The 23,270-nt window shown below is 43.1% G+C and carries 19 protein-coding genes and 2 pseudogenes; 9 read left to right on the top strand and 12 right to left on the bottom strand.

From position 1 onward, the window contains the following. Positions 1 to 15: 15 nt before the first annotated feature. The 9 genes and pseudogenes from AB6D93_RS10085 to AB6D93_RS10045 form a co-directional block, all read right to left on the bottom strand. Positions 16 to 453: a bifunctional diaminohydroxyphosphoribosylaminopyrimidine deaminase/5-amino-6-(5-phosphoribosylamino)uracil reductase RibD gene (locus AB6D93_RS10085; RefSeq protein ID WP_102331992.1), complete on the bottom strand. Its 438-nt coding sequence runs from the start codon at positions 451 to 453 to the stop codon at positions 16 to 18. Between the two features lie 155 nt (positions 454 to 608). Further along, positions 609 to 1,187, bottom strand: a complete 579-nt coding sequence (locus tag AB6D93_RS10080; protein ID WP_102331993.1) for a nucleotidyltransferase family protein — start codon at positions 1,185 to 1,187, stop codon at positions 609 to 611. Continuing rightward, positions 1,187 to 1,474, bottom strand: coding sequence for a putative quinol monooxygenase (locus AB6D93_RS10075; RefSeq protein ID WP_017066682.1), 288 nt, complete (start codon positions 1,472 to 1,474; stop codon positions 1,187 to 1,189). The genes AB6D93_RS10080 and AB6D93_RS10075 overlap by 1 nt, the downstream gene beginning before the upstream one ends. A 962-nt stretch (positions 1,475 to 2,436) precedes the next feature. Continuing rightward, entirely contained in the window at positions 2,437 to 3,294 is an 858-nt protein-coding gene (locus AB6D93_RS10070) for a hypothetical protein (RefSeq protein ID WP_017083226.1), read from the bottom strand. Then, the gene (locus AB6D93_RS10065; protein ID WP_102331994.1) at positions 3,294 to 4,148 is read right to left on the bottom strand and encodes an ABC transporter ATP-binding protein; all 855 of its coding nucleotides are present in this window, start codon (positions 4,146 to 4,148) and stop codon (positions 3,294 to 3,296) included. The genes AB6D93_RS10070 and AB6D93_RS10065 overlap by 1 nt, the downstream gene beginning before the upstream one ends. Continuing rightward, positions 4,145 to 4,516, bottom strand: a complete 372-nt coding sequence (locus AB6D93_RS10060) for a GntR family transcriptional regulator (RefSeq protein WP_102331995.1) — start codon at positions 4,514 to 4,516, stop codon at positions 4,145 to 4,147. The genes AB6D93_RS10065 and AB6D93_RS10060 overlap by 4 nt, the downstream gene beginning before the upstream one ends. Positions 4,517 to 4,739: 223 nt before the next feature. Then, positions 4,740 to 6,485 carry an EAL domain-containing protein gene (locus AB6D93_RS10055; RefSeq protein WP_017066680.1) on the bottom strand — a complete coding sequence of 582 codons (1,746 nt, stop codon included), beginning with the start codon at positions 6,483 to 6,485 and terminating at the stop codon, positions 4,740 to 4,742. An 849-nt stretch (positions 6,486 to 7,334) separates the two neighbouring features. Beyond that, positions 7,335 to 7,814, bottom strand: a complete 480-nt coding sequence (locus AB6D93_RS10050; protein ID WP_102331996.1) for a type II secretion system protein — start codon at positions 7,812 to 7,814, stop codon at positions 7,335 to 7,337. Positions 7,815 to 8,064: 250 nt separating this feature from the next. Then, positions 8,065 to 9,453, bottom strand: a pseudogene (locus tag AB6D93_RS10045) (putative bifunctional diguanylate cyclase/phosphodiesterase); the annotation flags it as partial. A gap of 182 nt (positions 9,454 to 9,635) precedes the next feature. Between AB6D93_RS10045 and AB6D93_RS10040 the strand changes: the two are divergent. Together AB6D93_RS10040 and AB6D93_RS10035 are read left to right on the top strand one after the other, a co-directional pair. Next, positions 9,636 to 10,325 carry a response regulator transcription factor gene (locus AB6D93_RS10040; protein ID WP_017060591.1) on the top strand — a complete coding sequence of 230 codons (690 nt, stop codon included), beginning with the start codon at positions 9,636 to 9,638 and terminating at the stop codon, positions 10,323 to 10,325. Then, a complete protein-coding gene (locus AB6D93_RS10035; RefSeq protein WP_102331998.1) occupies positions 10,318 to 11,667 on the top strand; it encodes a sensor histidine kinase KdpD in 1,350 nt (449 codons plus the stop codon). The genes AB6D93_RS10040 and AB6D93_RS10035 overlap by 8 nt, the downstream gene beginning before the upstream one ends. Positions 11,668 to 11,819: 152 nt before the next feature. Here the strand turns inward: AB6D93_RS10035 and AB6D93_RS10030 are convergent, their stop codons facing one another. Further along, on the bottom strand, positions 11,820 to 12,356 hold the full coding sequence (locus AB6D93_RS10030) for a GNAT family N-acetyltransferase (protein WP_102331999.1): 537 nt from the start codon (positions 12,354 to 12,356) through the stop codon (positions 11,820 to 11,822). A 227-nt stretch (positions 12,357 to 12,583) separates the two neighbouring features. Here AB6D93_RS10030 and AB6D93_RS10025 point away from each other — a divergent pair, with 227 nt between their 5' ends. Then, a complete protein-coding gene (locus tag AB6D93_RS10025; RefSeq protein ID WP_029235617.1) occupies positions 12,584 to 13,849 on the top strand; it encodes an HD-GYP domain-containing protein in 1,266 nt (421 codons plus the stop codon). A gap of 134 nt (positions 13,850 to 13,983) precedes the next feature. Here the strand turns inward: AB6D93_RS10025 and AB6D93_RS10020 are convergent. Beyond that, a pseudogene (locus AB6D93_RS10020) lies at positions 13,984 to 14,307 on the bottom strand (PTS sugar transporter subunit IIA); the annotation flags it as partial. A 187-nt stretch (positions 14,308 to 14,494) separates the two neighbouring features. On the opposite strand from AB6D93_RS10020, the gene AB6D93_RS10015 reads away from it, so the two are divergent. The 4 genes from AB6D93_RS10015 (at position 14,495) to AB6D93_RS10000 (ending at position 18,023) form a co-directional block, all read left to right on the top strand. Continuing rightward, positions 14,495 to 15,115 carry a hypothetical protein gene (locus AB6D93_RS10015; RefSeq protein ID WP_017060596.1) on the top strand — a complete coding sequence of 207 codons (621 nt, stop codon included), beginning with the start codon at positions 14,495 to 14,497 and terminating at the stop codon, positions 15,113 to 15,115. Between the two features lie 445 nt (positions 15,116 to 15,560). Beyond that, positions 15,561 to 16,769, top strand: coding sequence for a NupC/NupG family nucleoside CNT transporter (locus tag AB6D93_RS10010; RefSeq protein WP_017060598.1), 1,209 nt, complete (start codon positions 15,561 to 15,563; stop codon positions 16,767 to 16,769). A gap of 321 nt (positions 16,770 to 17,090) precedes the next feature. Next, entirely contained in the window at positions 17,091 to 17,360 is a 270-nt protein-coding gene (locus tag AB6D93_RS10005) for a hypothetical protein (RefSeq protein WP_017064869.1), read from the top strand. A 45-nt stretch (positions 17,361 to 17,405) separates the two neighbouring features. Then, on the top strand, positions 17,406 to 18,023 hold the full coding sequence (locus AB6D93_RS10000; protein ID WP_017064868.1) for a class I SAM-dependent methyltransferase: 618 nt from the start codon (positions 17,406 to 17,408) through the stop codon (positions 18,021 to 18,023). Positions 18,024 to 18,167: 144 nt separating this feature from the next. Here AB6D93_RS10000 and AB6D93_RS09995 read toward each other — a convergent pair whose 3' ends face one another. After that, on the bottom strand, positions 18,168 to 19,310 hold the full coding sequence (locus AB6D93_RS09995) for a DUF3541 domain-containing protein (protein ID WP_017064867.1): 1,143 nt from the start codon (positions 19,308 to 19,310) through the stop codon (positions 18,168 to 18,170). Between the two features lie 283 nt (positions 19,311 to 19,593). Here AB6D93_RS09995 and AB6D93_RS09990 point away from each other — a divergent pair, with 283 nt between their 5' ends. Next, the gene (locus AB6D93_RS09990) at positions 19,594 to 20,949 is read left to right on the top strand and encodes a diguanylate cyclase (protein WP_102332001.1); all 1,356 of its coding nucleotides are present in this window, start codon (positions 19,594 to 19,596) and stop codon (positions 20,947 to 20,949) included. A 163-nt stretch (positions 20,950 to 21,112) separates the two neighbouring features. After that, positions 21,113 to 22,762: a DEAD/DEAH box helicase gene (locus AB6D93_RS09985; protein WP_102332002.1), complete on the top strand. Its 1,650-nt coding sequence runs from the start codon at positions 21,113 to 21,115 to the stop codon at positions 22,760 to 22,762. Positions 22,763 to 23,270 lie beyond the last annotated feature (508 nt).

The following is a 23,270-nucleotide window of genomic DNA, read 5'->3' as shown; positions in this document are numbered from 1 at the left end:
ACTGGCTGTTTAGATCTAGGACTTACCAAGGTAAGGGGTTAAAAAGGCGCTCACTTGTTCTTGGCATAGTCCTACATCCACTTTCACTCCGTGTGATTCAAGTATCACCACACCACGACCATTATTGCGAGGGTCTGGGTCTAGCATCGCCATTACTACGTGTTTTACACCTGCTTTAACCAATGTATTGGCACAAGCGGGTGTTCTGCCAACAAATGAACATGGCTCTAGAGTTACGTAAGCGGTAACGCCTTCCATTTCTCCGTCCGTTTCGCTGTCATAGCTATTCAGTGCTTCAACCTCGGCGTGGTTTCCACCGACCTTTTGCGTATATCCAACAGACACCACCTTATCGTTCTTCACCAAAATACAACCCACAGGCGGGTTTGGTTGGCAATCGGGTAGGGCTTGGCGCGAAGCTTCGAGTGCTTGCAGCATGTATTGTTGGTTCATGGTCGTTACTCAGTATGACGAGAGAGCGTAGCAGCTAGTCGCCACGCGCGGTTGATGAGTTGGTTAGTTACTAACTAACTAACTTACTAAGCTAATAAGTTAATAAGCTAACAAGTGGGGCATGTTCGATCTGATTGGGATTTTAGTCAATGGTTTTAGCGTTTGAATTCGAAAGCTAGTTCACTGCGACTAATCGTTAACTTGGGCCACTGGGTCAGCCAGTTCTTGGATTGTACTCTTTGATCAAAGATATCTCGGCTACGCTTTGGATTGGGTGTGATTTGCAAATCAAACAAACTCTCTAAGCCAAAGGCAGAAATACACTCGATGTTTCCATGGAGGCTTTGTTTCACGGCGACGGCGGTTTCTTTCTCTGGCCAATAACTCATCGCATCCAATGAGCCTTGGTAAGGTTCATCCCCATTTCTAGTGTGCATGTAGGCTTGATTGCGAACTTGCCAATTCAGTTCGGGTAACCGTTGTTTAAGCTGAGCCTCGTATCTAAGATCCGATTCGTAAGAGGTGTCAATGGGATCAAAGTAGATCACATCAATATCATTGAATGGAGTCGGGGAGGCATAACCATGCTGGTGATCCCAAACGAGGTTTCTCACAAAGCCCGCAGCGACATAACACTGCGGCAAATCCAACTGAGCGACACAGTCTAAAACCTTCATTCGTAAGGGATCTTGTTTGATCAACGTGACGATGCGTTTGGCTAGCGGATGTATCATTATGATGTCGGAACGTCGGTGACTTGGTAGTGACGTGTCACGTTCTGGGAGATTTCACCCCATTCAGAGGCTTTTACTCGCTGTTGGTGCATTTCGAATGCTTCTCGGCTAGTGAATTCTTCATACACTTCAAAGCGATTAGGTTGAAGCGTGCTTTGACTGACTCGAAACACGATACAACCAGGTTCTTCCAGTGTCAGTTCTTTGTGTACAATCAAGGCTTGTGTGACGGCTTTTAGGTCGTTGTCTGGCACTAGAATATGCCCTTGCAGAATTACTTTACTCATAATTACGTCCATTTAATTACGTCTATTTAATTTTGTCCACTACGGCTTTTTTCTATAAAAAGCTTTACCCGTTACAAACATAATCCCATTTTGATGTTGTGACGTATAGGCTAATGTGGCGATTAATTGTTCACATTGAATACATCTTTGGTTACAGCGTAACTTTAGGGGCGATGTGAGCAATAAAAAATAAGACGTTGGAACTAAATCCGCGTTGGTCCGGTCTATTAAATTAGTATCATTGAACTGTATTGATACTGAAATGAATTTGTCATCTGAGAGAACTAACCTTAATTTTGAAGAGCGGCTCATAGGATTGAATTGAGCCATAGTTGATATCTAGGTCATACTTTGATGTAAATGGTACTCAAAACTCTATAAATTTTGTGATTTGTATCATTGATCTGGACATCAAACACCGTTAGATTCGAATGGTTGGCAATAAAAATAGCTCATGAAGAGCAGTTAAAGAAAAGGAAATATCCCTTATGAAAAAAATGAGAAGAGCACAGCTTCATCGCGTTCGTATCCAATACTGGAAAGACACGTCAAAAGAAGCATCAAAGAAATAAGCTTTAATCGTAGAGCTTTAAAAGCTGAAAAGCTTAATCAAATGTAAAACGCAACAAACTGATTTCATTAGCACTCTCAAGGACCTTCATCTGGTCGGCGACTAACGAAATCATCCCCAAAGAGCTGGCAGGCATTAACAACAATGCAATTCAATGTCAGCTCATTAATACCTCCTCTAAGTTTATCTTCGTTTGTTAAACCTGTTACCCCAAACTAAAGCTTGTTCCTTGTTCCTTGTTCCTTGTTCCTTGTTCCTTGTTCCTTGTTATCGCATCCCTGTACTCGTTAACGTCTTGATAATAAAAAAGCTCCCGATTTCTCAGAAGCTTTGATTTAGATTTTGATATCTGATGTGACTGCCCGATAAAGGCTCGTGCTTAGGATAGACTCTAACGTTGGAACAGCGTCTTTAAGCTCACATCGTCCGTTCTATTTAGCTTTAGGCTCAGTAGATAGCCACCAACACCGATCAGTGCGTAAATACCTAAAGATAAAATCGGCGCTTCTGCAATCGCACTTAATGGGTTGCTTGCTATGAGCACATTCATTGGCAATGACGCGATGAGAGATAGGAAGTCATTGATGCCATAGAACCCAAACACGGCGACAGAGAGGAACTTAATCGCATAGCTTGAGATGAAAATGACAAGCAGTGGAGAGTTTACCAGCTGCGAAATCGCTAGAGTGACGGTTGCCAGTGGCAATAAAACCAGTGCAACTAACATCATTCGTCCAAAAAACACGACCCAGTTGCTCAGCACATAAAACAGAGATTGCTGCTCAACTAATAGCGCCAGTTGTTGTTCACTTGAGACGTTCAATATCCAGAATAGAAAATCTGCGAACAGTACTAACAATGCACAGATAGCCGGAATAACCACTAAACCGAAGCCGAGTTTCACGCCGTGAGTCATTGCGTTAGATACCGGCATACTTCTCCAAAACATCGAACTGCCTTCTTGGCGCTCTTTACGCAGCGTTTTAGGGATATATAGCGTCGACAGGATCAGTGAAATAAGGCCCGCGCCAAAGTAGATCACTGAGTTGAGATCTTGTGCGAACTCTCTGTGGATGTCGCTCACGTCACCGTTCACTTGCATTTCAAAGAAAAACTCATGTTGTGCTGCGCCATTAAAGAACAGACCAACGAACAGTAAGAAACCACATAACGCGACAAACAGAGGCAATCGAGTGTTAACTTTGTGCTCGATGAGTTCTTTTTCTAGCATGTAAAAACTTGGATGCATTATGCCTTCTCCGTCTGTGTTGCAAGGAATAGATCTGCGAGACCAACGTTATAGATGTTACCCTGTGATTCAACCTGCGCTTTGTATTGACCTTCCAATAACCACTTAGTCGTTCCTAGCCCTGATTGTGAGGTCAGTGGGTTGAGTTTCTGAATCTCGCTTGAATGGTTGTTTGCGACTTCAATAATGAAATAGTCGCTCTCGATGTCTTCCATGCTTTTTTGCAGTACACAATGACCTTGCTTCAAAATCAGTACATCCGTTAATAGGTGTTCAATTTCTGAAACCTCATGGCTTGCAATGATCATGGCGCGTTCGCCGTCGTGGAACCATTCTAGTAGGTGGCGATAAAAAGTATCGCGATACAGCAAATCTAAGCCCAGTGTAGGCTCATCTAAGATCAACACTTGAGTGTCAGTCGCGATGATGATCGCAAGGTGAAGTTGTACTTTCATCCCTTTAGAAAGCTGCTTGATAGTAGAAGACAACTTAATATTGGTGCTGCTTAACGTCTGTTCTGCTTTTTGCTTGTTGAAGCTAGGGTGCACACCTTGTGTGTATCGAAGCAGTTGTTTAACCGTCATCCACTCTGGTAACACGTTAACATCTGAGATGTACGACAAGTGCTGCATGAGCTCTGCGTGCTGGTGGATAGGGTGGTAGCCGTTTACTTCAATCTCACCTTGATAGTTGTGTCCACCAAGCAGTGATTTGATCAGAGTCGATTTACCCGCGCCATTGTGGCCAAGCAGACCAAGTACTTGCCCTGGCTTTAACTCAAAGCTGATGTTTTCGACACCCACTTGATTTGAATAGGTTTTGGTTACGTTTTTCACGGAAAGTAAAGTACTCATGACTTGTCCTTTATATGTTGTGCTAGCTGTTTCACGAGTTCTTCGACACTCATATCAATGATGCCTAGCGTCTCAGCGATGGCTGGGATCTGTGTGTTGATGAATGATTGGTGTGCAGACTCTTTCAATTTTTGAAGTGCCCCTTCGGCCACATACATGCCTTGGCCGCGTTTTTTCTCTACCAAGCCTTCATCCACCAGTAACTGGTAGCTTTTCATGACAGTAAGGTGGTTGATCTTGAGATCGGCGGCAACCGCACGCACAGAGGGCAATGCTTGTAGCTCTAGCCAAACACCCTGAAGAATTTGGTCACTGATCTTGGCGGCAAGCTGCCTAAAGATCGGCTGGTCGTCTTTCCATTCGGTCATAATTAAAACTGCATGGTGATATACATGTGTATAACACTAACCTATTTATTCGAGTTGGCAAGGATTTTATGAAAGTGCATCGGGTATTTTTATGTTTAGATAAAGCACGTTTGGTGGGGAGGGCACTTGAAGCCTACATCCTTGTGGGCTCTCAAGCAGCTGTATAAGCGATGATTATTTGAATAGGGAATGGTTGCTGATCAAGATTTCTATTAGGCTGGGCCTATTGCTCCTTTGAGTCATTAGGCCGGCTATATAGGTAACCTTGATGTAAGTTGTAGCCTAACTGACACAAGATATATTGCTGCCTACGCGTCTCGACACCTTCATAAATCATTGTGATATTTGATAGGCGTCCAATCTCCGAGATATTGAGCAATACACCCTGATGATGCTCTCCTGACTCGATATCCTTAACAAAGCAACGATCCAGTTTTAGATAGGCCGGAGAGATAACATTGATGATTTCGATGTTGTTATTGCCCGTACCAAAGTCATCCAGAGCGATAGTGATACCAAGCTTTTTGATATCCTTAATGTTATCGATAACCTCACACCCATAGCCAATGTTCGAATATTCAGTAATCTCTACGACAAACTCATTCGCTTCCATCGCGGCTAAATGCTCTCTGAGCCTTGCGAAGTTCGACCCTACCAAAGCACTCGGACACACGTTGACACCATAGATCTCATGGCTGTTGTTTAACTTCGCTTTTCTGACTGTCTCGATGAGTAAAATAGTATGAAAGGTGAGTAAATTGGTGCGTCTCATGGTGTTGATGAAGCTTAAAACGCCAACGTTACGCACACGAGATAACAACTCGTAGTAGAGAACGCAGTTGTCTTCGGTGTTGATGATCGGCTCTTCTTCAAAGGAGATGTGTTTCCAACGAAACAGGTAGATCACGAAACCCAGAATATAGGAGCGATAAAGCAGGGTGGCGAGTATCAGAGAAAGCGCAATCCATAGTGCAACAATGTCGTCACTGTAGAAGGTGATGGTTGCACCCGTTGGTAGGGAGGTTTGATAGATAGATTTACTCTCTTCGCCAAGGTTTAAGATGTGGTAACCATTCTTCTGGATGGAAATCGAATCGACTAATAGAGGCAATAGTGAGTTCTTGTATCGAGCTTCGATAGATCGTTTAGATATTCGAGCAACCATCTCAATGTCGTGCTCGGTATCCATGAAGCGTGAATAGGCAAAGTCAGCACTATCGTAGAAGTCGTCTAATTGATTGAGCTCTATCATCTTAGAACGTGTTTTAGAGATATAGCAGGAGTCATAAGGTGTGGTCATGACGACAGAATCAAGGTTGAGCGAGTGCCTTAGCGAGTGCACAGCCCCGTGGCTATCGCAACCGTAGTCCATGACTTCTGCGGCAATGTGTTTGGTGTTCTCACTGTATTCATTCGCAATCTTCGTCGTATAAAGGATTTGGGAAAAGTAGACAACGAATAGGAAAAAGGAAGAGATGGTGAACACGGCTATCAGAGCCTTAATCAGCTCTCGATGATAGGTGTTGAACATCAGTTTCAACATCTCGAACTGGCTGGGCTTGAACTGGTTGATGTCGTACTTAGGTGCGATACGGTTGGTTGAGCTTTTATCGAGATCGATAAAGTAACCTACCTTATAAAGGTTAGAGATAAGTTCGCTATTATTATCTACCTTCGCTTTCTTACATAAGCTTCGATATTTCTTTCTTATAGAAGCAATAATATTTTTTAACGCGTATAAGCTAAACTCTTCGTCAAAGTGTAATTTAAAAGATTCTTCAACATCTCGTGCAGATTGAGGGTTTGATATTGACGAGTGTTCAATAAGGTATTTGAAAACAAAACTCTCTTTACTATTAAGAGTTTCCTCTGATATCTTATTACTGTCTCTTTTTATGTATATTTTTTCTTCATTGTAGATTAGTTGCAAGCTCTCATTATTGTTATTTATATTGAAAGAACAGTGCATAGCTTAACTCCTAAGCGATAGTTATTATATTTGTGTGATGGATATGTGATGGCTGGGATTTTCATTCAACACAAGAGTTCGATCTAAATAATATAACCAAAATGTCACCATTTTATCTCAAGATGTTGATACTAATCGCAGAATTTGGGCTTTAATGAAAGGTTATGGAGATGTTCACCCAAAAGTTGAATTTATAAATGAAAGCCAATGATTTACAAGGGGTAAGGGGGATTTATCCATTTGTTTTGGTATTTATCCATTTCACAGCTTCTACGCGGTAGGTTTAGCGACTGGATTTAGAGGTTTCTAATGTAGCTTCTGATGGTATTTATTCGGTTTATCGATGTGTGAGATTTATCAGAATTTTTCATGATAAAATTAAATTATGTCATTTTATGTGATATTAATATAATTTAATTGAGACATGATTTTAGTAATTGAATTATATGGCTAGATGATGGCATTGATAATATTGTATTTTGAGTTTTCTTTATTTGTATTATTACGTCTTATTAAATAATGAAATTTTTAGGTGGGAAGTTTTAGATAGCACGAGGATGCTATTTTATTTATATATTTATACCTATCTATTTACGAAAGGTGTTTAACCAAAATACTGTTGATATCTATATCAGACATGCACCTATGTAGATCTTTACAGTCCAATTATAAAAAATAAGATATGAATTAAGTTCATGTTATAACGTAAACAGCACTTAAAGATGTAAGTAGCAACAACTTAACCCTATTCGTATTATTTTTGAACAAATTTATCGTAACCACATGATATTCAAAGAACTGTCTCGATGGCTTAGCTCTAACTTCTGAATGAGTAAAATCGTTGAATATTTAACATGCGCCATCAAGTACGACGATTTGAGGTTCTTTTTCTGGTTGATAGAGTACCTGACAAAAGTCACCTTCAGGTGAATAGGTGTAGTTATCTGCGTCAAAAGAGATAGCAGCTACTCTTTCGGCATTGCTGCCAGGATCGACTTCTTTGTTGATCACGTGAAGCTCTGTTCTGTCGATATTGAGCAGTCTTCTTAGTGAATCCACATAAGCTATTGGGTAACCATGACAGACGTAGTAGGTTTCAATTTCCGTTTTTTCTACATAGTTGCACTCTCCCTCAACGCCAGCAATCGCAGACTTGGCGTAGATCATATCGATACCGGTACGTAGGTTACCAGCCACATCATGTATTTTACTCGCCCGAGCACTTCCTTGAACGTCTAAGAACTTGACCATAGCTGTCGCCGAAACGATCGCTAAAATTAATACAGAGATGATGAGTTCTAAAAGAGTGAAGCCGTTTTGTCTGTTCATGGTTACCGATTATTTGCTCTGCTAAAGGGACGGAATGAGGGTAATCTAAATACCAAAGTCATTACAGTTAGTGGGTATAATGGTTTGGTGTTTTATTGTGTGAATTTCTAAGTAATTTTCTTTATAAACAATAGCTTAATTATTTCCTCTTACTGTTAAACGCTATGTAAGCATACGTAAGCGTACACACCCACAGCAGCCGATTGTTTAGGAAGCATTCAAACGACTTAATTTATTGATAAATAAGTCTTTAATTGTAGGATTGTCGACCATTCAAAAACTGACTTTCGACTTCATTTGAGGGAATTGGTTTACTAAATAAAAATCCCTGAAGATACTGGTATCCACAATCGATTAAGAACGCTTTTTGCGTTTCGGTTTCGACACCTTCAGCAACCACTTTTAGCCCCAATTTTTCACAGATAGCATGGGTGGCTTGGACAATCGCTTTGCTCCCTTTGTGTGAACCGTGGACGAAGCTTTTATCGAGTTTCACGGTGCTAATCGGTAAGTCATGCAACATCGACAGTGACGAGTAGCCTGTGCCAAAGTCATCAAGGTGAAGCTCTACGCCCAATTTAGAAATATCGCTTAACGCTTGCCTGACTTCACCATGCTTGAAGATCATGGAAGATTCGGTGATCTCAAGGGCGATGCTTTGAGGTTGGATATTGTAGAAGTTCAACATTGCTAATAGCTGCTCGGCAAAGGTCGCGTGCATCTGAATACTCGAAATATTGATACTCATCATCAACTCACTATCAAACTCACGTTGCCATATCGATAGCTGTTTGAGTGCAGAGTTCAGAACCCATTTCCCGAGCGGTACAATCTGCCCCGTCTCCTCCGCTAAGCTAATAAACTCATCAGGGCCTATGTTACCTAGCTCTTTGTCTGACCATCGAAGCAAGGCTTCAAACCCTTTCACCTTGTCGCTGTTGGTGTTCATGATCGGTTGGTAGTGAAGGTTGAGATCGTCGTTTTCTATGGCGCGTGCCAGTCGATGGCGGATCTCTACTTTGCGATGCAGGGTTTGTGCTAAGTCTGGGGTAAACGTTTGGAAGCGGTTTCGACCATTCGCTTTTGCAAGATGCATCGCCATACCCGCTTGCTTTAGCAATGTTTCTTGGTCAACCGCGTTATCAGGGAAATGCGCGGTACCTATGCTGCAACCGACAGATAAACTGCCGATGCCTCTGATATGGAAACTTCGGTTTAAGGCATCAATGATGCGAGAGCAAAGTAGTGGGATATTTTGATTTCGGCAGGTGTGGGCAATCACAATGAATTCGTCGCCACCAAATCGCCCTATCATGCATTTCTCATCAACCAACTGTTTAAGGCGTTCACCAACCCGTTTGAGTAGTTGGTCTCCGACAGTGTGCCCATAAGTGTCATTAACTAATTTGAAGCCATCAAGGTCGACAAACATCAATTCAAACGGTGAGCGATAGGCAATGCTGGTTTCTAGAAGGTTGCTGATCCCACGGCGATTATAAAGCTCCGTTAAACAGTCGTGTTCTGCGTTGTATCTGGCTTTTATCAGCTTCTCTTTTTGCTTTGTTGTACAGGCTAGGTTTAGCAGCAGTTCGCTTTTATCAAAGAGCCACTTTCCTTGCACATCAAAATGGTGTGCTCTGAAGGAGGAAACCTTGATAAACCAAGGCGCACCGGTTGTTGGTTCTCTATTCTGTAAACGTGTATGTACAAAAGTGATTACTATGTTTTGCGTACGGTAAATGTAGGGCTCTGATTCCAATATTGATGATCTATGACCAGTATATATACTGCCTTCGCTTTTAATAAATACTGGTGATAGGAATGTCGAAAACCAAAGTGCTCATTGTTGAAGATGACCAAGAGATAGCTCGTCTAACGACGCTTTACCTCGAAGCTGAAGGTTACAATGTTAGCGTTGTTCATGAAGGGAACTTGGCACTTGAAGCGATCCGTAGTATTGAACCTGATTTAGTGCTGTTGGACTTGATGCTTCCAGGGATGAGCGGCGCGCAAATTTGCCGTCAAGCCCGTGAGTTTTACAATGGAATGATTTTAGTGCTAACGGCTTCCGCCGATGAAATGAGCGAGGTCAGCTTGTTTAAATTTGGTGCGGACGATTACGTTGCCAAACCGATTCGTGGCCATGCCTTGTTAGCGCGAATTGAAGCGTTATTGCGTCGAGCGACTCCCGTAAAAACTGCGCAAGAAACTACGGCTGAAAAACAGTGCGATATTGTAATCAACAGCTCTGCTCAAAGTGCCACGCTCTACGGCCAAAACCTCAAGCTTACTTCTGCTGAATTTGAAATCTTAAACCTTCTCGTTAATAACATCTGTCAGGTCGTGACTCGAGACCAGTGCTGTCAGTTATTTAGAGGGATAGATTACGCGTTCAACGACCGCTCGATTGATATGCGCGTGTCTGGGTTACGCCGAAAGCTGCGCATTCACGCAAAAGACAAACAGTTGATTCGTACGGTTCGCAACAAGGGGTACATGCTGGTTGCGTAAGTTCATTGCTACGAAGCTTCGCTCGGTTTCGATGTTTGCTCGCTTATACCTTGGGATTGTGACTGGGATGTCGGCAACGATATTTTTGTTCTTGAACCTTGGTGAGGGGCACATGCGACGCACCGAGATCGAAACCTTCCTCAATGATGGCATCTACTTTGCGGAGCAGTATGTTCGTCAACACAATCAAGAAAACTCACTCTATAAAGAGCTCGATAGAACAGGCTACCAACAATTTTATATCTTCAATTTACGCCTGTTGGAGAATTGGTCGGGCGAGGCGCCTTGCCAACAATGTGAGTTATACACAACCTTAAACGGTGTGCCGATATATCTAAGTGATGACAACCTCTATTCGACCGTGTTTCAGCTACCAAACTCTAAATTCAGTTTTGGGTTCAGTGAGGTAGGGGACTTTTTCTCTCCTGACATTGAATGGTACGAAGACTCAGAACGACACTTTTTGTTAGGGCTGTTGTTGGCTGTGATTGTGGCGATTGGAGTAAGTGTTTACTTACCTGTGAGGCGTTTTCAAGAAAGAATAGAGTTGCTCGTCGAGAAGCAGAAACAGTTTGGTAAGGGCAAGCTTAGTACTCGATCTGACATGGACGACATCCATCCTGTTTCTGATTTGGCCAGCAGTTTTAACTTCATGGCTGAAGAGATCGAAAGCAAAGTAAAACAAAGTCATATTTTCGCTCAAGCTATCCCACACGAAGTACGAACTCCGCTAAGTCGTATTCAACTGGCGACCGATATCCTAAGAAGGGGAGCCCCCGATAATCATCAGGTTCTTTTCGATGACATTGATACCTACATTGAGGATATCAACGAGCTCACGTCAGAAATCATCATGCTGTCGAAGTTGAATGTCATGGATAACTCTTTCTTTGAGCTCGTTAAAGTGACCTCCGATCTTCGTGAGTATTGCCTAGACAGAATTCGTTACTCGAAACTAGACAATGCCACCTTTGAATCTAAGGTACAGCTAGAGTGCAATATTAAGTGTGATTGCTCAATGGCACGCTTGGTGTTCGATAACGTTCTCAAGAATGCGGGTAATTACACACAAGACAAAGTGTGGATGACGCTGGATGAGAACTCAGAAAACTGGCTGGTGGTGATTGAAGACAATGGTTCTGGAATACCAGAGAATAGGCGTGATGAGGTATTCCTTCCGTTCTCTCGACTAGACTCAAGCAGAACGTCGACCAACGGTGGATTGGGGTTGGGCCTCGCGATTGCTCTATCGGCGGCTAAAAAACTTTCTTGGGATATCAAAATCGACGACAGCAACCATGGTGGTGCCAAGTTCAGTATCGTGATTCCTAAGATCGCATAAACTGTAGCTTTAAGAACTCTTCAGGCTCGTCAAATAACAAAGCCACCGACTAATACCGTGGCTTTTTCATATTCCGATTTACAAGCTAGTGACTTCTTAGTTACTACTGCCTAGAGCCTAGAGCCTAGAGCCTAGAGCCTAGAGCTTAGAGCTTAGAGCTTAGAGCGATGAAGGCCATAAATAGCGTGGTCAATGATGCGACCATTCAAGTTTTCGTTACGCGTGATGATACCTTCTAACGTGAAATGTAAGCGCTCACAAACCTTACGGCTGCTTTGGTTACCGGTTGCGGCTGATATCTCTACCTTTTCCATATCTAACTCATTGAAAGCAATATCAATCAGCTTCTGGACAACGCGCGTCACAATCCCCTTTCCTTGGTATGTCTCAGATAACCAATAACCTATCGTCACCTTTTGCTTATCATGATCAATAGTATTGAAACTGCAGTTACCGACGACCTTGTCTTGATACACGATCGCACAGGTCATGCTTTTCCCTTCCGCATAATCGTGTAGCGAGCGTTGGATGAAGATCCTAAAGTCTTGCTCGGTTTTACAATGTGGCGGCCACACGAGCCATTGGCTTAGGTACTCATTCTGGTTTTGTGAGATGTCCGCGTAGTGAGAAGCGAAGCTCTCTTCAACCAATGCGATGGAGAGTTCGTTGTCGATAACCGTTTTAAACATGTCTTTCCTTTTCTTATGGCTGCTTATTTAAGCGAATCTTAGTCGGCAGGCTATAATGTCGCATGATTTTTAATATGCAACCATTTGTAGCACGGATTTTTCGTGATACGTTGGTTCTATCACGAAACTCATTAAACCTTACAATAGTTGTGTATATAATCAATTAGCTATGCATTAGTATTAGCGGCCTAAATATATAAAAAATATAAAAATGCTAGGCTTAAATAATGAATCAACATTGCCAGGACGTGACCGTGGACTTAAGGAAGGCTCTATTCGGTATTGCTAAGGCGCTTGATAACGTCGGTTTCGAAAGTAAAAATCATGGACAGAGAGTGGGCTATATCGCGTATCGATGTGCTCTGAGTGTGGGGTGGGAAGAAGAGCAAGCGCAGCTCGCGTTTTCGTTAGGCTTGATTCACGACTGTGGTGTCTCGCAAATTGATGAACAGCTCAGTTTAACGTCTGGGTTTGTACCTGACTCAAGCTATCACCATTGTCAAAAGGGCTACCAAATCTTAAAAGAGTGCCCAGTTCTTTCTATATTTGCTAAGCCGGTTCTTTATCACCATACTCCGTGGTCTGAGCTAAGGGCTATTCATATCAGCGAGTTAGAAAGAGAACTAGCTGCCATCGTGATGCTTGCCGATAGAGTCGATTATCTATACGGCATAACCTCTTCTGATCGTTATGGAAACCTAACACCAGATGGCAAAGCGAGCATCATTGAACGTTTGACTGAACAAGCGGATGAGATGTTCGAAACCAACCTTGTGCAACACATGTGCGAGTTGGTTGATTTGGATGACTTCTGGTTTTCTATGGAGATTCCATACATCGAGAACATGAGGGATAACTTTGAACCTGTGCCATTTTTCTCCCAGCAAATGTCGCTGGATGAGACGGTGGCCTTTGCCGAGTTTATCGCCAATGTTGTTGATACCAAAAGTTCGTTTACCTTTAAGCACTCTTTAAAGGTTGGGCAGCTTTCAGAATACCTCGCCAAACAGCTGGGTTATTCCTACACCACTCAGCGCAAACTCTATCTGGCTGGGTTAGTCCATGATATCGGTAAACTGCAAACCCCTAATGACATTCTGCATAAGCCGGATTTACTCACTGAAGAAGAGTATTGCTGTATTAAACGCCATGCAACGGACACTCGATTCGCATTGCAGGAGTTGTTCAGTTCACCTCAGGTTTGTCAGTGGGCATCTAATCACCATGAAAGGTTAGATGGTTCGGGTTACCCAATGGGAAAAACGGCGGAAGAGTTGGATCAACCCAGTCGAATTGTTGCTGTGGTGGATGTGTTTCAAGCGCTAACTCAGTCTCGACCTTATCGTGGAGGCATGACGTTAGAAGAGACTCTCGCTATTTTGAGGGACCACGTTGATAACTTTAAGTTGGATCGAGAAGTATTTGAGTGCCTTAATAAACACGCGCAATATTGCTTTGAATTATCGACAGACAAACGAATGTACGCGTTTTAACGCCACTGAATGCTTTCGAGGTGTGACGCCTAAACTCATACTCGGTCGAAATGACTAAACACCAGAAACAGAAAAGCGATAGCCGAGGCTATCGCTTTTTTTAATGGGGGCTTATCAGGATTTTTAGATCGAGATTAGTATCGCTTTAAGATCTCGATGATCGCTTGCTCAGTTTCCGCTGCGATGATGGCATCAATGTCATTATCATTTTGGAACAACTCTGATAGCGCCATAATCGTATGGATGTGGCTATCTGAGTCCATCGCTGCCAGAGTAATCGAAAGGTAAACGTCACCGTTGTCTTCTGACTCTAAATCAACACCCTTTTTGAATACCGTTACTTGCAGTGATGCTTCGTTCACACCATCTTCAGGGCGAGCATGAGGCATCGCAATTTTTGGTGCCAGAACATAGTACGCGCCGATGTCCTTGTGCTTTTGCTTGATAGCTTGAACATAATCTGTTCATTTCATAACGTTCCGTTACAAACCCTTGTTATTGACTGATGACTCAATAAATTTAACCCGATGTGTGAGCGAATTTATATAAATAACAATTATGTAAAATATTGATTTTATGAATGTTTACTCATTAAGTCGATTTTTGTTAGAACAGCCTATTCAAAACAATAAGATAGGTAAATCTATGAAAAAACTCGTCAGTTTACTGCTCGCTGCAGTATCGTTAGGGCTTTCTGGTTGTGCAACGGTATTAACAGCAGAACAAAGTGCGCCTCAACTCAATGAAGTTCCACAGGAAAAAGCGTTGACCGTCGCTGTAATCGATAAGAGACCATACGTTCTCGATCATGATAAAGAGCCAAAATTTGAGGGAATTATTCGCAGTTCGTTAGGTATTCCTTATACCTACAACACGGCGACACAGCAGCCAATGTCTCAATTTTTGACTGACAGATTGGTCGCAGGCTTGAAAAAACAGCAAGTAGCTGTTGAGTCGGTTGAGACGACGCCTGAAGAGGATATCACCAAGGTTGCTGAGCAGATGAAAGCATTCGACAACAAATCGATGATGTTTGTCTTGAATGAGTGGAAGTATGACTTCCACGCATTTACGGATAACTCTTGGTACAACGTTAATGTGATTATCTATGATGAAGCTGGTAATAAGCTACTCAGCAAAAATTTCCAAGGCGAGAATGATGTACCTGATGGTGGTGCAATCATCAATGAGATGCAACTGATCTACAAACAGCGTTTTGAAGAGATATTCCGAGATGCTGAAGTGAAAAGTGCCCTGCTAAACTAGTTATTCCCACTTTGATCTCATATTTTGAAAAAGCCACACTCTGTGGCTTTTTGTTTTAATGATGTTTTTTTTTGCATTATTTCTTGCTGGGAAAATGAATTATTGCGAGAAGTAGTTCGATTTGTACGCTTTATGACCGCGCGATCGTTTGCGTTAAAAAATGTGATGAAAGTCTCACTTAACTGTTTATACTTCTCTTCCGGTTTTAAGCCGGTGCTTAGCCAATACAAGCCGTCACATGGATATGTGAATGACCCCACGGACCGGACCAGCTACGTTCCACTGCTTGTATAAGGTGATTTTTTACATGAACAACTCGTTGTTACATTCGCTAACCCTGTTAGCTCCTTCATCGCGTAGCGTTTTGCTTGCGGTTCTTTGTCCTGTTCCTTTGATGTCATTTGCTTGGCTCATGTTCACTCTTTAAGGATTACTAGGACACATTATGAATATTCTATTTGGTTTTGTCGGTGTTCTTGCACTGATTGCTTGCGCGTACCTGTTATCTGAAAGTCGTTCTTCAATTAACTGGAAAACGGTCTCTCGTGCACTATTACTTCAAATCGGTTTTGCAGCCTTAGTATTGTATTTCCCTTGGGGACAACTGGCGTTAACAAGCCTAAGCAATGGCGTTTCGAGTTTGCTTGGTTTTGCAGACGTTGGTATCGCATTCCTTTTCGGTGACCTTGCTACTGAAGGCTTCATTTTCGCGGTTCGCGTACTTCCAATCATTATCTTCTTCAGTGCTTTGATCTCTGCGCTCTATTATTTAGGCGTTATGCAGAAAGTGATTCAAATCTTGGGCGGAGCGGTGCAAAAACTGCTGGGTACAAGTAAAGCTGAATCTCTGGTTGCTACAGGTAATATCTTCCTTTCTCAGGGTGAGTCTCCTCTTCTTATTCGTCCCTTTTTAAAGTCTATGACTCGTTCGGAACTGTTTGCTGTAATGGCAGGTGGTATGGCGTCGGTAGCGGGTAGTGTACTTGGTGGTTATGCTGGCCTTGGTGTTGAGCTTAAATACCTTATCGCTGCAAGCTTTATGGCGGCTCCGGGCAGTCTGTTAATGGCGAAGATCATTGTTCCTGAGCGCAGCACACCAAGTGATTACGACCACATTGAGCTAGATAAAGCTGACCAAAGCAACGTGATTGATGCATTGGCAAGCGGCGCGATGAACGGTATGAAGGTTGCGGTAGCGGTTGGTACTATGTTGGTTGCATTCGTGAGTGTGATTGCGATGGTCAACACTGGCCTAGAAAGCCTAGGTGAAACGTTCGGTTTTGCGGGTATTACGCTACAAGCTATCTTTGGTTACCTGTTCTCGCCTCTTGCATGGCTGATCGGTATCCCAAGTGACGAAGTATTGATGGCGGGTTCTTACATCGGTCAGAAGATCGTTATGAACGAGTTTGTTGCTTTCATCGACTTCGTTGAGAACAAAGCTCTGTTATCTGAACACAGCCAAGTGATCGTGACTTTTGCTCTATGTGGCTTTGCTAACATTGGTTCTATCGCGATTCAGTTAGGTTCAATCGGTGTTATGGCACCAGAGCGCCGTGCTGAAGTTGCAAACTTAGGTTTGAAAGCTGTAGCTGCTGGTACGCTAGCAAACCTAATGAGTGCATGCTTAGCGGGTATTTTCATCCTGCTTTAAGCTATATTCAGTTAAAGCGGACACTTTACTTACGGAGTTAACGTAAGGAGGGTGTCCGCTTTTTTGTGCCTGTTAATCAGGCGAAATCAGGTTTTGGCCGTCGACTGTGATTTGTCTATCGTGAGTAAAAGCTCACTCGGAAGAGTAATAGAGCCAGTTCCTTTTATCCGATATACTTGAATATCATCAGGTTGCGATTAATAACATTCGGCTTCGATTAAGAACATTCGATTTCGATTGAGAATATTCGGTTCCGACTAAGCATATCCGCTTTCGATTAGGAACAATGGCAACCAAGCTAAATTAATCAAGGGTCTCTCCATGAACATTCGCGTTCTCATCGGTCTTATTGTTACCTTCATTGGCTTGTTTGCGATGGTTTACCTAATTGCTGGCGGCGCTCAGTTTCCTATCTACCAGTGGCCAAAAGAGGCTTATCTCGGTTTGGTGTTCAGCGTGGTGTGGGGGGCTGGTGTCGCAGCGTCTGTAGCGTATTTCTTCTCGGCATTGGTGTTTGTTACTGTCGCCGTGGTTTGCTATGCGATCGGTTATAAAATCGGTGGGCTCTTTTCTTCAAGTTCTAAAGCTTAATCTTATCAAGGTGTGCTGATGTTCATTGAAGTAGGGCTGATTTGAATGCACTGGCTCGATCGTTGGAAGGTGTATCGCTATCATCGGAAACAAACTAACCGCTCGAATGGCGACAAGGCTAAAGCTTTAGGTTGGACTAGCGAAGAGAGTCAATTGTGTCGCTTTGAAGTAATCGCTCGTGCGGCGGACTTCGAAAAGAAGAGTGTTTTAGATTTGGGTTGCGGCTATGGCGAGCTGTTTGAACTGCTCGACAGCATCTATCGTATTCAATCTTATACCGGCGTTGACCAACACGCAGGCTTTCTTAAGAAGGCGAAGCAAAACTACACAGAAGATCGTTGTCAGTTTTTGGCGGGTGATATGAGCAAAATGAACCTTGAGGCGCACGACATTGTCATCGCTAGTGGTTCACTGAACTACATCTCTCGTGATTCTGATTATCTGACAAACATGATTACTCGCATGTATGAACTGGCGAATCAGACGGTGATTTTTAATCTTCTCAACTCAAGCCAGTATCCTTCGCGTAATACCTTGATGAGTTATCACCCTCAAGGTGTCTATCGTTTCTGTAAAACGCTCTGCGATGATGTCTCTTTAACGGAGGGCTACGCAGAAGGGGATTTTACGATAGTGATGAACAAAGCCGTGTCAGGAGCTTGATGTCGTCTTTGTTTTTATCTTTACGCAGGTTTTGATATTAACAACTTTTGATACGAGTACTGACGTAGTAAACAGCAAAAAGCCGCAGCCTTGAAAGGTATGCGGCTTTTTGGGTTCTATGACCAACCTAGGCTAGGTATGCTGCTAGTTCTTCGGTGGTTGGTTTTTAATAAGTCCGTAAGGGATGTTAGTAAATACCTTAGGGTTGCCTTCATAGGTCGGCGCTTCATTCACTTGCTGCCAATCGAGTAGCATGATTGCTAGCACATTGCGGTGTTCACCGTACTCAAGATCAAAATCACCAGTGATAGAAGGGATCATGCCTTGTTTCTCATCGATAGAAGCTTGAATCGCGAGTCGAGTTTTCTCTAGAACTGGGTCATCTTCTAAACCTGCCAGTAAGAAGGTCAATCCAACCTCAGCAATCACATCTTCTTTCGCACGCAACAGAATCGTATCGATGTTTTCTCTGAAGTAATCGTAGATCCATTGATGATCTTGCTCGCTCACTTGATGCTGATAGTACTCGGAATCGCCAAAGATGACGTGTGTCATGCCGTAGAGTTTGTTGCCAAATTGCTGACTTGAAAGCTTCTTATCTTCATCGTCTGGGTACGCTTTTTTGAAGGTTTCGACAAACTCATCAACGACATCTTGTTCACCCAGTTGGCGCAGCCAGTAGACTTGATTGGCGAGTTGAGCCGCCCACGCTTTCACCATATCTTCGTTGGTCACGTATCGTGAAAAGTCATAGCGACGAATGATCTCACGCAGCTTAGCATCGTTCTTGTGCTCTAAACCGTATTCATTAGCACGAGCCATAGAGCCTAGGAGGTCAACACCAAGGTAAAGGTATTCAGGCATGTGCTTGGTGATGTTGTAGCGTCGAATACTGCGCTCATCGTTATCACCAATATAAGATGCAACTCGCTTCTCTGAGTAGAGTACGATTTGTTCCATGGTTTGAACGTCATTCGACAGGGTGCTGAGCTTGCTTGCCACTCGAGCCATGTCGCTCCACACCGCCGCTGAATACTTATCGTCTAATGTTTGACGATACATGCGCAGCCCGTAGTGACCTTCTTTGAATGCAGGCAGGGTGTAAAGCTGGCTTTCGTAGGTGGTGCGAATTAGGTCTGCAGATTGCTTGAAAGATTGTTCTTGAGAATTGAGCGAATCTGCTTGGGATTGAACGTTCACTGCGGTTGGCGCTTGAACGTTTTCTTGTGCGTGAACGGCAACCGAGGCTGATAGCAATGTACACAGTGTGATAGTTTTTAACTTCATGTCGTGAGGTACCAAGCTGATTATTAGTCTATGTAAAATAACATTGATGAATCCTTTAATGTAAGCGTTGAGTCAATACAATGTAAGCTTTATAAGGTTCACTAACCCTTTTTGATTAAACCATTCGTTTAGTAAAGAAGTTTGAAGTGATGGATCACCCAATATTTGATAGATAGTCGACGTTAGTATGGATTTTTAATGACTTAGCGGCATACTGGAGCAATAAGCCAGAAATGAGCCGTTATAAGGCAGTATATAGAACAATAGTGTTAGAGGTTCGTAAATGCCAAGTGGTTCTAGCAAGCAGTGGTCTGCCAGAGTAGTAGCTTTTCTTTTTTTTCTTGCGATAGTAAGCGCAATTGAGTTCTTTCATGCCAAGCAATTAACTTTTCTTAAAAACGAATCGTATTCAGAGGCAAAAAAGCAACTATCCATTATTCGTTCTCGGATTGAAGCCGCGATCGTGTCAGATATGTATATCCTCAATAATTTCTCGACCTTAGTGACCATCAACCCCGATGGAGAGGTAAAAAATTGGGATAAGATTGCAGAGAATATCATTCAAGATGGCTTCCATATTCGACTTATCGGACTCGCCAAAGACGACATTCTAAATTTTGTTTACCCGATGGAAGGTAATGAGCAGATTCTCGGTATTAATTATCGTGATCACCCAAATCAATGGGAGTCTGTTGAGATAGCCCGTAATCTTGGCAACACCTTTATTGCCGGTCCTTTTGAGCTGTTTCAAGGTGGACAAGCCCTCATTGCACGCACTCCGATCTTCCGAGACCCGCCTTTCAATCAAGATTATTGGGGTGTCTCCAGTGCTGTTATCGGTTTAGATGAGCTGTTTGAAGATGTTGGAATCGGCAAGATAGAGAACAAGTATGAATTAGCAATTCGTGGTGCAAACAGTTCAGGGAAAGATGGCGCTGTCTTTTATGGCACTCAGGATGTGTTCGATAATGCGTTCGCCACTGAACAGGTGAGTTTCCCATACGGGGGTTGGTACCTTGCTCTCTCCGGTAACGAACATGTATTGATGGATGAGCCTTGGTATCGAATCCAAGCGGTAAGGCTGGTAGGCTACGCCATTATATTAGTGTTGGCGTTTGCCTTCTTTACTATTTATCGTCTGTACCGGATTGCAGATAGCCGCTCTATGCATGATGAGCTAACGATGTTACCGAATCGTCGATACTTCATGTACAGCCTCAAACAGGCCTTCAAAACCACTCAAAAACAGAGAGCGAGAACCTTTGCTGTTGTAAATATCGACCTCGATGGGTTTAAAGCAATCAACGACACTTATGGTCACGCGGCAGGCGATCAGGTATTGATCGAGTGTGCTAACCGCATAAGAAGTGAGCTGCGTGTTTCAGATATCGTTGCAAGGATAGGCGGTGATGAGTTCTTGGTCTTGTTGCCACGCATCATCGATGATCAACACGTATCTTCAATCGTGACTAAACTACGAAAGGCGATATGCTCGGCGCCAGTTGTGTACGAAGCGCACTCTATTTATCTCAGAATCAGTGTGGGTTGGGTTATTCACAATAGTAACTACAATGATGTCGATGCGCTCTTGAAAGCCGCTGATGAAAAAATGTACGAACAGAAGCGACAAGTTATCTAGGTTGAATTTTAGCTGCGATTAGAATTTAGTTGCTGAATGGGGGGAAAAGCCTCAGAATACCGCGCTTTGCTCCGTATCAATGTATTTGATGAGCAAAAGCTGAAGCAACGCACTTTTTAACGTGTTGCTCATACTAAATGTTATTCAACTGAGAAAATAATCTATGAGTTTTACCTCCCTTGGCCTTTCTGAACCGATCCTTAAAGCTATTGAAGCACAAGGTTACGATAAGCCATCACCAATACAAGAGAAAGCCGTGCCAGCTGTCCTAACGGGCAAAGATGTTATGGCCGCTGCTCAAACAGGTACAGGTAAAACTGCAGGCTTCACGCTACCTATTCTTGAAATGTTATCGAAAGGTACTCGCGTACGTCAGAACCAAGTTCGTGCGCTCGTGCTAACGCCAACTCGTGAGCTTGCTGCGCAAGTGAATGGCAGCGTAGTGAAGTACGGTATTAACTTACCGCTGACTTCGACGGTAGTGTTTGGTGGTGTGAAGATTAACCCTCAGATGCAAAAACTGCGTAAAGGTAGTGACGTGTTGGTGGCAACACCTGGTCGTCTACTTGACCTATACAACCAAAATGCAGTGCGTTTTGACCAACTAGAAATCCTAGTGCTAGATGAAGCGGACCGCATGCTAGACATGGGTTTCATCCGCGATATTCGTAAGATCTTAGCTTTCTTGCCTAAGAAGCGTCAGAACCTACTGTTCTCAGCGACGTTCTCTGATGATATCCGCAGCTTAGCGAAAGGCTTAGTGAACAATCCTGTTGAGATTTCAGTAAGCCCTGCAAACTCGACGGCAAAAACGGTTGAGCAAAGCATCTACCCAGTAGACAAAAAGAAAAAGAGCGCAATGCTAGCGAAGCTAATCAAAGATAACGATTGGCAACAAGTGTTGGTGTTCAGCAAGACGAAACACGGTGCGAACAAGCTTGCTCGCTTCCTTGAAGAGCAAGACATCACTGCTGCACCTATCCATGGTAACAAGAGCCAAGGTGCACGTACTAAAGCCTTAGAGAACTTCAAAACAGGTAAGGTACGAGTACTTGTTGCAACTGATATCGCTGCTCGTGGTATCGATATCCCACAACTGCCTCAAGTAGTTAACTTCGATCTTCCTCATGTATCAGAAGACTATGTACACCGTATCGGTCGTACTGGCCGTGCTGGTGAAGTAGGTAAAGCGATTTCATTGGTTTGTGCGGATGAAGTGGGTGAATTGTTCGGTATTGAACGCCTGATTCAACAAGTGCTAGAGCGTCGTGAACTGGAAGGTTTCTCTCCAGTAAACAAGTTGCCTGAGTCTCGCTTGGATTCACGTCCAATCAAGCCTAAGAAGCCGAAGAAAGCAAAACAGCCACGTGAGCATGCCGATGGTCAACGTTCTGGTGATAACGCTCGCGGGCACAAGCCAGCAGGTAAGAACAAGCGTCATGTAGCTGGCAATGGCTCAGCGCCAAAACGTAAGCCAACGTCTGGAAAGAAGCCGGCTGAAAACAACTCAGCCGCGACAGCTGAAGATAAATCAGTAAGAAACAACGGTAGCAACTTTAAGCGCGGTAGTGCGGGCAATAAACCTGCTGCAAATAACGCGGGTTCTCAGAGTACTCTGAGCAAACCTAGCAGCGCGGGTAAATCTAACGGTACTGGTAAGCCAAATAACGCGGGTAAACCTGCAGGCAAACCTAAGAAGTCTGGTTACGGCGGTAGCTACGGCCCAAGCAAGTCGTCAAATAAGCCGACAAGCAACAAACCTTCGACAAACAAACCGTCTCGAAGCCGTTCTAAGCCAGCTCCTCAGAAGTAATCTTTTCTGAGATATTGAAAGAGCAATGAACAGGAGTCGCTTTATAAAAAGGCGTCTGGTGGGTTAAGTTCTTTCTGTCATAGAAATCGAATAAGCGCGAATATTGAATCTCAATGTTCGCGTTTTTTTATGGGCGCTGTTTGGGGTATTGTTGATGTTGAGTAGCCGTTTATGTTGAGTAACCTAGGGAGAGGTTTATTGCTGTTTAAAGTGATTGAATCTAAGGGAAATATGGCATTTTTGGGAAGGGTAATGAATCTTTAATGATTTATTAATAACAACATAATCACTAGCGTTTTTGTTGAATTTTGCAATTTGCAATTCCAGTTTGCAAAACAAACAAGGATATCCGGCCAATACGTGTCCAGATGCGTAGTAAATACGTGTTTTAAAAGTTGGCACGCATGCTGCATTAGTAATGGTGACCCTTCTTAAGCCGAGGGTCACCTAGCCAACTGACGTTGTTAGTGAACCTTTTTTGTTCACACAAAATATATGACCAATCACC

Origin of the sequence: Vibrio sp. 10N.247.310.23, from assembly GCF_041467155.1 — a bacterium.
Lineage (GTDB): Bacteria > Pseudomonadota > Gammaproteobacteria > Enterobacterales > Vibrionaceae > Vibrio > Vibrio crassostreae_C.
The sequence above is the reverse complement of the archived record's forward strand: the minus strand, read 5'-3'. Positions and strand labels throughout refer to the sequence as shown.